We start from the raw sequence: 14,615 nt of genomic DNA, 5'->3' as shown, positions 1-14,615 counted from the left end.
CCCTCGTTCCGTCCGTGACCTGCGGTTGTGCTCTCTCCCTGGCCACGGTAATCTGCCGAACGTTTGGTTGGCAAACAGAGTTTGGCGGGACCATCGTGACGCTGCCAATCGCCGTCGCACTCCGGCGCTACGCCTTCGGCTTCGTGAACTCCCACGACTTCACGGTGTGTCGCGAGCTGATGACCGTGGACTACGGCCTCCACATGGGCGACACGGTGCTGACCGGCCGCGACGACGCCTACATCCCCGCGGTGCGCCACCAGATGGAGCAGTTCCCCGACCTCGGCTTCGAGATCCACGAGCTGATCACCGACGGCGAGTACGCCGCGCTGCACTTCAGCGAGCACGGCACGCACACCGACCGGGGCCGCGCGGCCTGGCCGGGGGTGAGCATCTACCGGTTCGACGGCGAGCGGCTGGCCGAGTGCTGGGTCGAGCAGGACCACTACTCGCGGCGCCGCCAGCTCGCCGAGGGGGCGCCCGCCCCGATGCCGAGGCCCGCGCTGGCGCCGTTCTCCGGGCACGAGGGCAAGGCCGACGACGCGTCGGTCGCCGCGACCAGGAGCTGGCTCGGTGAGGTGACGCAGTGGCCGCCCCCGAACCTGCGCCCCGACCCCGGTCCGTACGGCGACGTGGCGGTCCGCCTCACGGCACCGCGGGTCACCGCGAACGTGGTGGTCGGCGAAGGCGGTCGGGCGGCGTTCCACGCGACGGTCACCGGGGCCTACGCGGGCGGCCTGCCCGAGTACCCCGACCCTGGCCTGGCCGTGCGGATGGACGTCGGGGGTTTCGTGTCGGTCGTGGCCGACGCGGTGGGCGATGGCTGGGTGGTGACCAACCGGGTCGCGGTGCAGCGCCAGCTGCGACGGGCGGCCGGCGAGTAGAAGGAGCGATCAGTGTGGATCCAGGTAACGACGATCGGTGACCTGCTGGACGCGCGGGCCGAGACCTCGACGCGCGACGCCCTGGTGATGCCGGAGGCGCGGCTGACCTACCCGGAGCTGTCCTCGGCGTCCGACCGGTTCGCCGCCGCGCTCGTGGGGTTGGGCGTGCGGGCAGGCGACAAGGTCGCCATCCTCATGCCCAACTCGGTCGACTACGTGTGCGCGCTGCTCGGCATCGTCAAGCTGGGCGCGGTCGCGGTGCCGATCAACGGGCGGTTCAAGGTCCACGAGTGCGGCCACGTCGTCGAGCACTCCGACGCGACCGTGCTGCTCGTCGCCGCCGACCCCCACGGCACGGACTACGCCGCGCTGGTCGGCGACGTGCTGGCCGAACTCGGCGATCGCGGGCCACGCACCGTCGTGGGGCTCACCGGTGACACGCCGGGGTTCCTGTCCCGCGCCGACTTCGAGGCGGCCGCCGAGAGCGTGGACGTCGCCGAGGTCAAGCGGCTGCAGGCACGGGTCCGGGTGCGGGACACGGCACTGCTGATGTACACCTCGGGCACCACGGCCCGCCCGAAGGGCTGTCTGCTGACCCACGAGGCGCTGGTGCGGCAGGCGACGATGGTCGCACACACGAGGTTCGAGCTGACCGAGACCGACGCGTTCTGGGACCCGCTGCCGTTGTTCCACTGCGGCGGCATCGTGCCGATGCTCGGTTGCTTCAGCGCGGGCGCGACCTACTGCCACGCCGGGCACTTCGAGCCGGCAGGCGCCCTGAAGATGATCGCCGAGGAGCACTGCACGGTGCTCTACCCGGCGTTCGAGACGATCTGGCTCGCCGTGCTGGACCACCCGGACTTCGCGAGCACGGACCTGTCCGCGGTGCGGCTGCTGCAGAACATCTGCACGCCGGAGCGGCTCGCGCAGTTCGAGGCGCGGATGCCGTGGGCACGTCAGGTGTCCTCGTACGGCTCGACCGAGTGCGCGACCAACCTGACCCTGCCGCTGGCCAGCGACCCCTACGAGGTGCGGATGCGCACGCTGGGGCGGCCGGTGGAGGGCATGGAGATCAGGATCGTGGACCCGGAGACCGGCGCCGACCTCGGCGAGGGCGTGATGGGCGAGCTGTGCTTCCGCGGGTACTCGGCGTTCGACGGCTACTACAAGGACCCCGAGCAGACGGCTCTGACGATCGACGCGCAGCACTGGGTGCACACCGGTGACCGAGCCATGACCGATGCGCAAGGCAACCTGGTCTACGGCGGGCGGATCAAGGACATGCTCAAGGTGGGCGGCGAGAACGTGGCCGCCATCGAGGTGGAGGACTACCTGGCCCGCCACCCCGGGGTCGGCATCGTGCAGGTCGTGCCCGCCCCGGACGAGCGTTACGGCGAGGTGCCCACCGCGTTCATCCAGCTCTCCCCCGGCGCGACGCTCACCGAACAGGACGTCGTCGACTACTGCCTCGGCTCGATCGCGACCTACAAGGTGCCGCGTTACGTGCGGTTCGTGACGGAGTGGCCGATGTCCGGCACGAAGATCCAGAAGTTCGTGCTGCGCGACCGGATCGCCGCGGAGCTGGCGGCGAGCGGCATCACCGAGGCGCCCCGGCTGACGTCGGCGCGTTGACGTGCACCCGCTGGCGGCGTTGCTGAGGCGCTACGCCTACGCCTACACCGCGTCCGGCGACGTGACGCGGTGCCGGGAGCTGATGGTCGACGACTACGAGCTGACGATGGGCCCGGTGACCCTGCACGGCCGCGACACGGAGTACCTGGCCGCCGTACGCAAGCAGCTGCGGCAGTTCCCGGCACTCGGGTTCACGGTCCACGACCTGGTGCTCGGCGAGGACCGGGCCGCGCTGCGGTTCACCGAGCACGGCCGTTCGACCCGCACCGGGACGGCCGCCGCCTGGAGCGGGGTGAGCCTGTACCGGTGGGACGGCGCCCGGCTGACGCACTGCGGGGTCGAGCAGGACTACGCCAGCAGGCGCAGGCAGCTCGAGACGCGGGCCTGTCAGGTCGTGGCGTCGCCCGCGGTGGACCCGTGGTCGGTCGAGCCCGCCGCGGCGGACCGGGAGGCGGAGTACGCCGTGCGGGCGTGGCTGGAGGGTGCGGGCGTGGCGTCGCTGCCTGCCGGGAGCCTCGACGACGAGCATGTCGCGCCGCAGGACCGCATGGTGCCGCGTGATGGCACGGTGACCGTGCTCGACCTGTTCTCGGCGGGCTCGCGGGTGGCGTTCCACATCCGCCTCGACGGTGCCGCGACCACCCGCTACGTCGCGGGCATCGCCGAGGTGGTGGGCGGCGCGGTGGCGTCGGTGCGGTGCGTCACCGACCGGCTGTCGGGGTGGACGCGTCGCTGAGTTCGGTGGCAAGCCGGTCGCGCAGTACGTACTTGCGGATCTTGCCGGACGGGGTGAGGGGCAGCTCGGTGACGAACCGCCACACCCTGGGCACCTTGTGCCTGGCCAGCCGCTCGCGCAGGAAACCGGTCAGCTCCTCGTCGGTCAGGCCCTCGTCCCCCACCGCGACGCGCACGAACGCGGCGGGCTGTTCGCCGAACACCGGGTCCGGCACGCCCACCACGGCGGCGTCCAGCACCCGTGGGTGGCCGATGAGCGCGTTCTCGATCTCCCGGGGGTAGATGTTCTCGCCGCCGCGGATGATCATGTCCTTCAGCCGGCCGGTGACCGAGACGTAGCCGCGCTCGTCCATCGAGCACAGGTCGCCGGTGTGCAGCCAGCCGTCGGCGTCGATGGCCGCCGCGGTCTGCTCCGGCAGTTCGAAGTAGCCGGCCATGACGAGGTAGCCGCGACAGCACAGCTCGCCTGCCTGCCCGACCGGCAGGGTCTCGCCGGTGTCCGGGTCGACGATCTTGACCTCGGTCCTCGGCAGCACCGAGCCGACCGTCTCGGCCTTGTCGGTCGGCGAGTCGTCCAGCCTGGTCTGGGTGATGGTGGGGCCGCTCTCGGTCTGCCCGAACACGATCGTCAGCCGCATGCCGAACTCCCGCTCGACCCGGCGGACCAGCGCGGCCGGCACCGGCGCGCCCCCGGTCCACCCGGCGCGCAGGCTGGAGGTGTCCCGCTCGGCACGCTCGGGGTGCTCGAGCAGCATGGTGAACATCGTGGTGACGCAGCCCATCTGCGTGATCCGCTCGGACTCGATCACAGCCAGCACGGTCGCCGCCTCGAAGCCGGGCAGGATCACGTGCACCGCGCCGAACGCGATCGGGATGAGCGTGCCGCACACGCAGCCGCCGGTGTGGAACATGGGCATGAAGTTCAGCGAGCGGTCCTCCGCGCTCATGGCGAGCCGCTCGCCCATCAGCCGCGCGTTGTTGACCACGCCGCGGTGGCGCAGCACGGCGCCCTTGGGGAAGCCCGTGGTGCCGGAGGTGTACTGGATCTGCGCCGGGGCGTCGGCGGGTACCGTCGGCAGCTCGCGTTCGGGCGCGTAGGCGGTGAAGCGGTCGAGGTCGTCGGCCAGGACGACCTCGCGCAGGTGCGGCAGGTCGGCGCGGATCTCGGCCAGGGTCGCCACCTGGTCGGCGCCGCGGTACTCCGGCACCAGGAACAGGCCGACCGCGCGGGACTGGCCCAGCACGTGCCGGACCTCGGCCGCGCGGAACGCCGGGTTGACCGTGACCATGACCAGCCCGGCCAGGCCCGCCGCCAGCTCGAACAGCACCCACTCGGCACGGTTGGGCATCCAGATCGCCACGTGCTCGCCGACGCGGAAGCGGGCGAGCAGCGCGAGGGCGAGCCTGCGCGCGTCGGCGTGGAGCTGGGCGTAGGTCCACTCGCGCCGCTCGCCGGTGTCGGCGCCCGCGACCAGGGCCAGGTGGTCCGGGTCACGCTCGGCCGCCTCGGCCAGCAGTGCGCCGACGGACAGTTCGACCAGGTCAGCCGAGGTGTCCTGGGAGATCTGGGAAGACGTGTACATGATCTGCGTCCACTCCAGGGGAGGAGGTGCGAAAATCAAACAACCGTTAGTTATGCTATGGGGTCTACGAAAGCCTGTCCACCGGCGGCGGGCACCCGTACCCTGATGTATCGCACTAACCACAGAGGGATACCAAACATGGCCCGACGCAGCACAGGTACGGCCAGTGCCGAGCGCGGATCCGGCACCTCGGACACCGAGACCGCGCCGCCAGTGCGGCGAGGCAAGGAGGCACGCCGCAGGGAGATCCTCGACGCGGCTGCCGAAGTCTTCCTGGAGAAGGGGTACGACGCCTCGTCGACCCAGGAGATCGCGGACAAGGTCGGCATCCTCAAGGGATCGCTGTACTACTACGTGACGTCCAAGGAAGACTTCCTGTACGAGATCATCCGGGAGACGCACACCGGGGCGGTCCGCGCGATCGAACCGGTGCTCGCCATGGAGACCGACGGCCTGCACCGCCTCGCGAACCTGATCCTGAGGCAGGTCGAGTTCTTCACGGCCAACCGGACGAAGTCGGTGGTGTTCTTCCGGGAGTACCGGGCACTGTCGGCGGAACGGCGCGCGGAGATCGAGCCGGAGGGCGAGCGCTACCGGGCGATGGTGGGCGCGTTGCTGGCCGACGGGCAGCAGGACGGCACGATCTCGGCTGACCTGGACGTGCGGATGACCAGCATGGCCATCGTCGAGATGCTCAACTCGGTGCATCGCTGGTTCCGGTCCACGGGGCGCGTCTCGGCGGCCCGGCTCGGCCGGGACATGGCCGCGATGCTGTGCCTCGGCGTGGCGTCGCAGGCGGCGATCGAGGCACACGGCGGCGCCGACAAGCTGCGCGAGAAGATCGAGAACGGCTGGGGCCGGACCTGAAGACCGGTCGGGGTTCCTCTCGAGGGACAGCCTCGCGACCGCACTCGCCGAGCAGCCCGGACGCGCGGACGTACGAGACCGTGCACGGCGCCAGGGTGACACCGAAGCAGAGTGGAGTCCGGCGGGCCTGACCCGACGCAATGAAGGCTCCCTTCAGTACGCCCAGCGTTACGAAGGCGTCCTTCAGTACGCCCGACCTCACGCACGCCCGGCGTTACGAAGGCGTCCTTCAGTACGCCCGGCGTTACGAAGGCGTCCTTCAGTACGCCCGGCGTTACGAAGGCGTCCTTCAGTGCGGTTGGTCCTCGTCGGCGGCCAGTGCGGACTTCTCCGGCCGGCCGATGGCCGCGCAGGTAGGCCCGCGGAATGGGCCCGAGGTGAGCCTTGCACTGAAGGACTCCTTCCTGACGTCCAGCGTTAGGAAGGAGTCCTTCAGTGCAAGCCCGAGGCCGCGAACGGCTCTCAGCCGGCCAGCTTGCGGATGTTGATCGGGTAGGCGTTGCTGCCCCGGGCCCTGGTGATGTCGAAGCCCTTGGCGAACATGTACTGGTACGGCGACCCGAGCGGCAGCATGGACCAGTTCTTCCACAGCTGCTCCTGGAAGTCCGTCCAGTCCGCGCACGACGCCTTGCCGCTCTGGGCGATCGCCTTGGCCTGGATGGAGTTCAGCGTGTCGTCGTAGGTGCCCGCGTAGTTGGTGCCGCCCTTCGGCGGGACCGGGCCGGTCACGCGCTGGCTCATCGGGCCGAAGATCGGACCGGGGCTGTTCGACTCCACGAAGGACACGTCCATGTCACTGGCCAGCAGCTTGGTCACGTACTGCTGGTAGGGCAGGTTGTCCGCGTTCACCGTCACCCCGAGCTGCTGCCACTGGTCCGCGATGTACTCCGGACCCGGGTTGAGCGTGTTGTCGGTCATCAGGTGGATGGTCACCGGCGCGCCGTTCTTGGTCAGCTTGCCGTTGTCCAGGGTGTAGCCGGCGTCCGCGAGCACCTTCTTGGCCGCGTCGACGCTCGGTTTCGGCGCCAGCTTCGCCACGTCGGCGTCGTAGCACTCGACGTCGGGGGTGGCGATCGTGGGGCTCGTCACCGCCCTCCCCTGCCACACCGCCTGTGCGAACGCCTTCGGGTCGATCGCGGTGATCAGTGCCTGCCGCAGCGCCTTGTCCGCCGTGGGCTTGCCGGGCGCCTGGTTGAACGCGAGCGGGAACACGAAGAACCCCGTCGAACGGGTGTAGGACAGCGTCTGGTCGTTCAGGAGCTGGGCCACCTGCGTGCCACCGATGGAAGCCACGTCCAGGCCGCCGGTCTTGAGCAGCTGCACCGCGGTGGCGTCGGTCGGCACGATCTTGTACGTGACCTGCTCCGGCAGGCCCGCCGTCTGGGACGTGGTCCCCTCGGGGCCGCCCTTGAAGTCCGACCGCAGCTTGAAGGTCACGTGGTCGCCGTGCACGGCGTCGACCAGCGTGTAGGGGCCGGCCCCGTACATCTGGGTCGTCAGGTCCGCACCCGGCTTCAGGCCCGCCGGGCACACGATGCCGGTCATGCTGGCCGGGAAGGCGTTCGAGAAACCGTAGGCCAGCGGGCCGTAGGGAGTGGCGGTCTTGAAGGTGACCGTGCCGTCCTTGTCGTCCGCCGTGATCGTGTACGGGCCCTTGCCCCAGTTCACCGTGTTGTACGCCGACTTCACGGTGACCATGTTCTGCAGCGACGCGCGGACCACCTCAGGGGTGACCGGGGTGCCGTCGGAGCAGGTGATGTCCTTCTTGAGCTTGAAGGTGATGGTGTCCGCGGTGGCCTTGTACGACTCCGCCAGGTACGGGATGAGCTTGCCGGACGCGTCCTGGGCGAGCAGCGTCGCGTAGGCGTTCTGCAACAGCGCCTGCGTGTTGCCCTCACCGGTGGTCTGCACGCTGAAGTCGCGCCAGTCCTGGTTGAGCCGGATGGTGACCGAGCCGCCCTTGGCGGCGATGTCGGCCTTCACGGTGCGCCCGGCGCTCTCGTTGGCGGGCGTGGTCGGTTGGCTGCTGCACGCTGCGGCCACGACGACGACGGCGACCAGGGCAGCCACCGATCTGATCGTGCGACCTCTGACTCGTTTCATGTGGCTTCCCTTCACGAACAAAACCTGGGTGGGATGGAGGTTCAGCGGGTCGACAGCTCGGCGGTGCGGTGGGTGGCCAGGTCGTCGTTGGCCACCCAGCACGCGACCCGCTGGCCGTCGGCGCGGGCCAGCAGCGGCGGCATCTCCTCGGCGCAGCGCCCGACCGCGAGCGGGCACCGGGGCTGGTACGGGCAGCCGGGCGGCGGGTCCGCGACGTCCGGTGGCTGCCCGGGGATGTCGGCCAGCGGCTGGTCGCGCGGCTTGGTCATGTCCGGCACCGCCGCCAGCAGCGCCAGCGTGTACGGGTGCCTGGCGTCCTGGATGTGGCTCGTGACCAGTTCCTCGACGATGTGCCCGGCGTACATGACCAGCACCCGGTCGCTGTTCTGGTTGATCAGCCCCAGGTTGTGGGAGATCAGGATCGTCGCGGTGTCGTGCCGCTGGTTGACCTCGGCCAACAGCTCCATGATCTGCGCCTGGATGGTCACGTCGAGCGCGGTCGTCGGCTCGTCCGCGATGAGCAGCCTCGGCTCGTCCATCAGGGCCATGGCGATCATGACCCGCTGCCGCATGCCGCCGGACAGGTGGTTCGGGTAGCGGCCGAGCTGGCGGCCCGCGGCGGGGATGTGCACCTCGCCCAGCCGTTCCACGGCCCGGCGCACCGCGTCGCCCCGGGACATGCCCCGGTGCTGGCGGATCGCCTCCGTCAGCTGGGTGCCGATGGTCAGCGCCGGGTTCAGCGACGACATCGGGTCCTGGTAGACGACGGCCAGCTCGCGGGACAGCAGCGTGGCGACCTCGTGCTCGCTCATCCGGCGCACCGCGTCGGAGCGGCCGATCTCGTTGCCGTCCAACAGGATCGAGCCTTCCGTGACACCCGGGTGCGGGATGAGGCTCGCGACGGCCATCGCGGTCATCGTCTTGCCCGACCCCGACTCGCCGACGATGCCGACGCGCTCGCCCCGGCCCACGCGGAACGACACGCCCTTCACCAGCCGCAGCGGGGCACCGTTCGGGCCGGGGAAGAGCACGCTCAGGTTGCGGACCTCCAGCACCGCGCCCGCGTCCGGCTCGGCGCCGGGCAGGTCGGCCTGTTCGGTGACCGAGAGCGGCGCGGTCCTGCGGCCCTTGCGCTTCGCGGACTGCCTCGAGGCCAGCAGCGGGTTGGTGGCTCTGGCCAGGGCCTCGCCGAAGAAGCCGAAGGTGAGCGCGGTGAGCGCGATCGCCGCCGCCGGGGCCAGCGCCGAGGCGGGGTTGACCGAGATCTGGCTGATCCCGTCGGTGAGCAGCCTGCCCCAGTCGGAGGTGGGCGGCTGCACGCCGAGGCCGAGGAAGCTCAGCCCGGAGATCGCCACGATCGCGCCGCTGATGTTGACCGTGGTCGTGATGATCAGCGCGTCGGCGACGTTGGGCAGCACGTGCCGGAACAGCAGCGTCCCCCGGCCGACCCCGACCACCCGCGCGGCCTGCACGTACTCCCGGCCGCCCACGGACATGGCCAGCGCGCTGGCGATGCGGGCGTAGGCGAACGAGCCCGCGATGCCGACGCCGATCATCGGCCCGAGCGCGCCCCGGCCGATCACCACGCACGCGTAGATGCCGAGGATGATCCCGGGGAAGGCCAGCAGCGTGTCGAACGCACGCAGCAGCACGCCGCGGACGTGCCTGCCGAGCACGGCTGCCAGTGCGCCGAGCGGGATGCCGACGACCGCCGAGATGACCACCGAGCCCAGCGCCAGCCCGAGCGACAGCGGCGTCGCGGTGAGCAGCCGGGCCAGCAGGTCGCGGCCGAGCTGGTCGGTGCCGAGCCAGTGCTGGGGCGTCGGCACCTGGAGGGACTGCACGATGTCGACCGTCGTGGCCGCGTGCCCGAAGATCGGCCAGCTCACCACCGAGACCAGCGCCAGCACGGCGATGGCGACGAGGCTCGCCCAGCCCGACGGCGAGCGCAGGAACGAACGAATGATCATGATCAGCTCGGTTTCGCCAGGGTGCGCGGGTCGACGAGCCCGAGCAACAGGTCGACGATCGTGTTCACCACGACCACGGTCACGCCGAGCACCATCACGATGCCCTGGACCACCGGGTAGTCGCTCTGGACGACCGCGGTGACCAGCGCCGTGCCGAGACCCGGCAGCGCGAAGACGTTCTCCACCAGCACCGCGCCCGCCACCAGACCGGCGAAGAGCACCCCACCGAGCGCGAGTGCCGCGGTGATCACGTTGGGCAGCACGTGCCGGACGTAGATCCGCGTGTCACGCAGCCGCTTGCCGCGTGCGGTGCGGACGTAGTCCTGGGCAAGCACCCCCAACGTCTCGACCCGCACGATCCTCGCCAGGAGCAGTGTCGGTCTGATGGCGACCGCCGCCGCGGGCAGGATCAGGCTCTTCCACCCGTCCATGCCCGCGACCGGGAGCAGGCGCAGCCACACGCCGAACACCGTGGCCAGCAGGGTGGCCATGAGGAACTCGGGAATGGCGCCGCCGATGCTGGTCACGGTGGTGAAGCCCATCTCGGTGCGGCGCCTGCGGTCGTCGCGGGTGAGGACCCCGGCCAGGATGCCCGCGGGCACGCTCACCACGAGGACCACCAGCAACGCCATGCCCGCCAGCTGGATCGACACCGAGAGCCGCTGGCCGAGCAGCTCCGCGACGGGCTGCTTGGTGATGAACGAGGTGCCGAGGTCGCCGTGGAACAGGGCGTCGAGGTAGCGGCCGAGCTGGTCCAGCCAGCTCCGGTCGAGCCCGAGCTGCTCGCGGACGGCCGCGCGGGCCGCCGGGTTGGCGTCCAGGCCTGCCACCGTGACGGTCGGATCGCCGGGGATGAGCCGCACCAGCGAGAACGTCGCCACGAGGAGCAGGGCGACGATCACCACCGTCGAGACCAGCCTGCGCAGCACGAAGGCAGGCCAGGCGCTCTGCCGGGCCAGACGAGCCAGTCGAGTGCCTGACTCTCCGTGAACATCCACAACCGTGGCCATAGGGTCTCCCACGTCTTCGTGTGCCCAGAATCCACCAAACGACCGGCAGAATATGCATGCCGAGAACGTGGCGTCAACACTCGGACGATCACGGATCGGCGCTGGTCATTGCATTGTCGCGACGGGAACGTCGTTGCGCGCGGCGTCGGACGTCGCGTCACCCCCGACCGCCCACGACGGGAGGTCGGTCAGCTCCTGACGGTTACGCTGGGCTACCCGCGTCAGTCGTTGTCGTCGTCCGTACCCAGCTCTCGCCCGATCAGGTAACCGAAGGTCATGGCAGGCCCCAACGTGGCGCCCACGCCCGGATAGGCACCCGGCAGGGCGCAGTTGGAGACGTTGCCCGCCGCGTAGAGGCCGGGGATCGGTGCGCCGGTCGCCTCGCCGAGCACGCGGCCGTGGTCGTCCAGGCGCAGTCCGCCCTTGGTGGAGAACGCGCCGCCGGTCACCTCCAGCGCGTAGAACGGGCCCTTCTCCACCGGGCCGAGCGACGGGTTGGGCAGGTGGTCCGCGTCGCCCCAGGTCAGGTCCCACGGCGACTCGCCACGGTGGAACAGCGGGTCCACCCCGGCGTCGGCATGCTCGTTGAACTCGGCGACCGTCCGCTCCAGCACCTCGGGATCCAGCCCGCACTCCCCCGCCAGCGCGGACAGGGTTTCCGCGGCACGCAGCCAGTCCGGGGTCGACCCGTCGGCGGGCCACGGCGCGTTGCGCAGCACCCCGTACCTGGCCAGCGCCTGGCTGTCGAAGATCAGCCACGCGGGCAGGTTCGACTCCTCGCCCGGCCGCTCGAACGACTTGACGATGTCGTAGTAGTTCATCGCCTCGTTGACGAACCGCACGCCCTGCCGGTTGACCATCATGGTGTGCGGCAGGCAGCGGTCCTCCCGGATCATGCTGCCGGTCGAGGCCGGGTTGTTCGGGTCGGTGAACAGGAAGGCCGGGATCCACCAGGCGTCCCCGATGCCGGCCGTCGCGGCGCCCGCGGCGACGCCCATGGTCAGCCCGTCGCCCTCGTTGCTCGTCACGTCGCACGTGTAGTCGATCGTGCGGCCGGGCAGGTGGGCCGCCACCAGCTCGGGGTTGTGGGTGAAGCCGCCAGTCGCCAGCACCACGCCGCGCCGGGCGGACACCGGGCGGGACTCACCGCCGTACTCGGCACGCACCCCGGTCACGCGGCCGTCGGTGACCACCAGGTCGCGGACCCGCACGCCGGTGAACACCCGCACGCCGCGCTCGAGGCAGCCGCGCAGCAGCTGGGTGACCAGCGCGGTGCCGTTGGCGACCACCTCGGTGGGGCGCCCGGACGGCCCGCGGACCACGATGTCCTGGGCGGCCATCTTCGGCCGGCCACCGGCGGCGGGGGTGCGCGCGTGCAGGCTGTCGGCGTAGTAGACGAACTTGTCGAACACCCAGGCCGACTGCGGCCCCATCCTGATCAGGTCGACCCACGCCTGGCCCAGCGGCTCGAGGCTCACCGGGCCGGAGTCGATGCCGCGCCCGCCCTGCCGTGCGCCCGCCACCTCCGAGCGGTAGTCCCACGTGGTGCCGCGGCCGGGATAGGCGCGGAACGACAGGCCTGCCCGCGTCTCCAGGTACTCGACCATCGCGCGCGCGTTGTGGGCGTAGGCGAGCAGCAGGCGGTCGTCGGCGTCGTCGTCGGAGATCGCGCGCAGGTAGGCGACGACGTCCTCGACGCTGTCGGGCACGCCCTGCTCCGCCTCGTGCGGGTTGAGCGGGGCCCAGACGCCACCACCGGACAGCGCCGTGGTGCCACCCAGCTGGTCGGCCTTCTCCAGCACGACGACCGACGCACCGCCGACGGCCGCGACCAGGGCCGCGGTGAGACCGGCCCCGCCGGAGCCGACGACGACGACATCGGCGTCGGTGACCTCGTCGCTGAACGGAACAGGGGGCTCGAAGGCCATGGACTAGCTCCTCTCTCATGCCCCCGAATCCGTGCCGGTCAGGCGCTGTGGGCGACCCGTGTGCCGGTGGTGGGGGCTACGACCGCCGGGGCGGACGGTGCGAAGTGGCAGGCGGCGCGGTGCAGCCGCTCGGCGGCACCGGCCCTCGGGTCGTCGGTCGCGCACTCCGGGCGGTCGTCGCGGTACAGCGGGCCGATCGAGCAGCGGGTGTGGAAGTGGCAGCCGGTTGGCGGGTTGCGCGGGTCGGGGATCTCGCCGACCAGCGGCTTGGACCGCGTGGCCTCGGCCATCGTCGGGATGCTCGCCACCAGCGCCCTGGTGTAGGGGTGGGTCGGCGCGTCGAACACCTCGTCGGCAGGCGCGAGCTCGACGACCCGGCCCAGGTACATGACCGCGACCACGTCGCTCACCGCGCGCACCACCGACAGGTCGTGCGAGATGAACACGTAGGACAGGCCGCGCTCGCGCTGCAGGTCACGCAGCAGGTTGATGATCGTGGCCTGGACCGAGACGTCCAGGGCCGAGGTGACCTCGTCGTTGATGATCACCCGGGCGCCCACCGCCAGCGCCCTGGCGATCGCGATGCGCTGCTTCTGCCCGCCGGAGAACTGGTGGGGGTAGCGGTCGGCCGCGCTCTCCGGCAGCTGCACCAGGTCGAGCAACCGCGAAACCTCACGCCTGCGGTCGGCCCTGGACAGGCCGGACTGGGTGCCGTGGGCGAGTGCCTCGGCGATGGTCATCCCGGCAGTCATCCTCGGGTTGAGCGAGGAATGCGGGTCCTGGAAGATCATCTGTACCCGGCGCCGGTAGTTCGCGGAGGCGCGGGCGGACTGCCGGGTGAAGTCCTCGCCGCCCAGGTTGATCGAGCCCTCGGCCACCGGCACCAGGCCGACGAGCGCCTTGGCGATGGTGGACTTGCCGCAGCCGGACTCCCCGACGATGCCCAGCGTGCCGCCCTCGGGAACCGTGAGGTCCACCTGGTCGACCGCGGTGAGCGCCTGGCGTCCGGTCCCGTACCGCACGACGAGGCCGCGCACCTCCATGGCGCTCTGGCCGTCCTCGCCACGTTGGGTCGACATTCGCTCATCGCCTTCCGTAATCCACCAAACGGTTGTCAGACTAAGTACGCTCGCGCAGGCCCGTCAAGGGCGATGGAGACCAGCAAGGAGGCATTCCAGTGGCCACAACCTCAACACGAATGATGCGCCAGCCACCCCGGGACAGCGTCGCGGCCGACGAGCTCGCGGCCTACGACAACGTGGTGGCCAGGCAGGCCAGCTACGGCTACGCCACCGGGCAGCCGGGGTACGAGAAGGCACGCCCGGCCGACCAGATGGCAGGCCCCTACTTCGGGGCGCTGCTGCAGAGTCCGCTGATCGCGGCGCACATCAGCGACCTCGGCGCGATCTACCGGTCGCGGGGCGAGGTGCCGGGCAGCTACAGCCACGCCGACCGCGAGTGGATCGACATCGTGCTCGGCCACGAGATGGGCCTGAACATGTGGGGTCACGTCGCCGACGGCATGGCGGTCGGGGTGCGCCCTCAGGCGGTCATCGCGGTCGTCTCGGGCAGTTGGGACGACCTGGAGCCCCGGGAGCGGATGCTCGCCGAGTTCATCAGGGCGTTCGCGACCGGCAAGGTCACCGACGAGCAGTGGGCCACCCTGGTCGAGGACCTCGGACAGCGCGGCGCGGTCGAGTGGACGGCGTTCATCGGCCACCTGACCATGACGATCCGCCTGATCCAGGCGTTCATCCACAACGAGGGCGAGGCCGACGACGTGGTGCTGGCGCGGGTCCAGGAGGTCATCGACGGCAAGCGGGACCTGCCGGACTCCAGGGCGCGGGTGCCGAGCCCCACCACCGTCAGCTGACCTTGACTACCAACCGTCTGTTTGAAATCC

Annotated in this window: 11 protein-coding genes; 5 read left to right on the top strand and 6 right to left on the bottom strand. The window is 70.7% G+C overall.

Going from position 1 to position 14,615, the window contains the following annotated elements:
* The first annotated feature begins 95 nt into the window (after positions 1 to 95).
* The 3 genes from CLV71_RS05500 to CLV71_RS05490 are packed head-to-tail and all read left to right on the top strand — an operon-like array spanning position 96 to position 3,252.
* Positions 96 to 884: an ester cyclase gene (locus CLV71_RS05500; protein WP_166663946.1), complete on the top strand. Its 789-nt coding sequence runs from the start codon at positions 96 to 98 to the stop codon at positions 882 to 884.
* Between the two features lie 12 nt (positions 885 to 896).
* The gene (locus tag CLV71_RS05495) at positions 897 to 2,516 is read left to right on the top strand and encodes an AMP-binding protein (protein ID WP_133901496.1); all 1,620 of its coding nucleotides are present in this window, start codon (positions 897 to 899) and stop codon (positions 2,514 to 2,516) included.
* 1 nt (position 2,517) lies between these two features.
* Positions 2,518 to 3,252 (top strand): nuclear transport factor 2 family protein, encoded by a 735-nt coding sequence (locus CLV71_RS05490; RefSeq protein ID WP_133901495.1) that lies wholly within the window; start codon positions 2,518 to 2,520, stop codon positions 3,250 to 3,252.
* Here the strand turns inward: CLV71_RS05490 and CLV71_RS05485 are convergent.
* Positions 3,218 to 4,834: an AMP-binding protein gene (locus CLV71_RS05485; RefSeq protein ID WP_133901494.1), complete on the bottom strand. Its 1,617-nt coding sequence runs from the start codon at positions 4,832 to 4,834 to the stop codon at positions 3,218 to 3,220. The genes CLV71_RS05490 and CLV71_RS05485 overlap by 35 nt on opposite strands.
* 138 nt (positions 4,835 to 4,972) lie before the next feature.
* On the opposite strand from CLV71_RS05485, the gene CLV71_RS05480 reads away from it, so the two are divergent.
* Complete coding sequence (locus CLV71_RS05480; RefSeq protein WP_166663945.1) at positions 4,973 to 5,701, top strand: TetR/AcrR family transcriptional regulator; 729 nt, start codon at positions 4,973 to 4,975, stop codon at positions 5,699 to 5,701.
* A 462-nt stretch (positions 5,702 to 6,163) separates the two neighbouring features.
* On the opposite strand, the gene CLV71_RS05475 is transcribed toward CLV71_RS05480, so the two are convergent.
* The 5 genes from CLV71_RS05475 to CLV71_RS05455 all read right to left on the bottom strand — a co-directional run bounded on the left by CLV71_RS05475 (position 6,164) and on the right by CLV71_RS05455 (position 13,791).
* Positions 6,164 to 7,771 (bottom strand): ABC transporter substrate-binding protein, encoded by a 1,608-nt coding sequence (locus CLV71_RS05475; RefSeq protein WP_166663944.1) that lies wholly within the window; start codon positions 7,769 to 7,771, stop codon positions 6,164 to 6,166.
* A 74-nt stretch (positions 7,772 to 7,845) separates the two neighbouring features.
* Positions 7,846 to 9,774 (bottom strand): dipeptide/oligopeptide/nickel ABC transporter permease/ATP-binding protein, encoded by a 1,929-nt coding sequence (locus CLV71_RS05470; protein ID WP_133901491.1) that lies wholly within the window; start codon positions 9,772 to 9,774, stop codon positions 7,846 to 7,848.
* A 2-nt stretch (positions 9,775 to 9,776) separates the two neighbouring features.
* Positions 9,777 to 10,703, bottom strand: coding sequence for an ABC transporter permease (locus CLV71_RS05465; protein ID WP_243866237.1), 927 nt, complete (start codon positions 10,701 to 10,703; stop codon positions 9,777 to 9,779).
* A 302-nt stretch (positions 10,704 to 11,005) separates the two neighbouring features.
* The gene (locus CLV71_RS05460; RefSeq protein WP_133901489.1) at positions 11,006 to 12,712 is read right to left on the bottom strand and encodes an FAD-dependent oxidoreductase; all 1,707 of its coding nucleotides are present in this window, start codon (positions 12,710 to 12,712) and stop codon (positions 11,006 to 11,008) included.
* A 38-nt stretch (positions 12,713 to 12,750) separates the two neighbouring features.
* Positions 12,751 to 13,791, bottom strand: coding sequence for an ABC transporter ATP-binding protein (locus tag CLV71_RS05455; protein ID WP_166663943.1), 1,041 nt, complete (start codon positions 13,789 to 13,791; stop codon positions 12,751 to 12,753).
* Between the two features lie 119 nt (positions 13,792 to 13,910).
* Here CLV71_RS05455 and CLV71_RS05450 point away from each other — a divergent pair, with 119 nt between their 5' ends.
* A complete protein-coding gene (locus CLV71_RS05450; protein ID WP_133901488.1) occupies positions 13,911 to 14,585 on the top strand; it encodes a carboxymuconolactone decarboxylase family protein in 675 nt (224 codons plus the stop codon).
* The last annotated feature ends 30 nt before the right edge of the window (positions 14,586 to 14,615 follow it).

It is taken from the genome of Actinophytocola oryzae (assembly GCF_004364325.1).
Lineage (GTDB): Bacteria > Actinomycetota > Actinomycetes > Mycobacteriales > Pseudonocardiaceae > Actinophytocola > Actinophytocola oryzae.
This window is presented reverse-complemented; position numbering and strand designations above follow the sequence as displayed.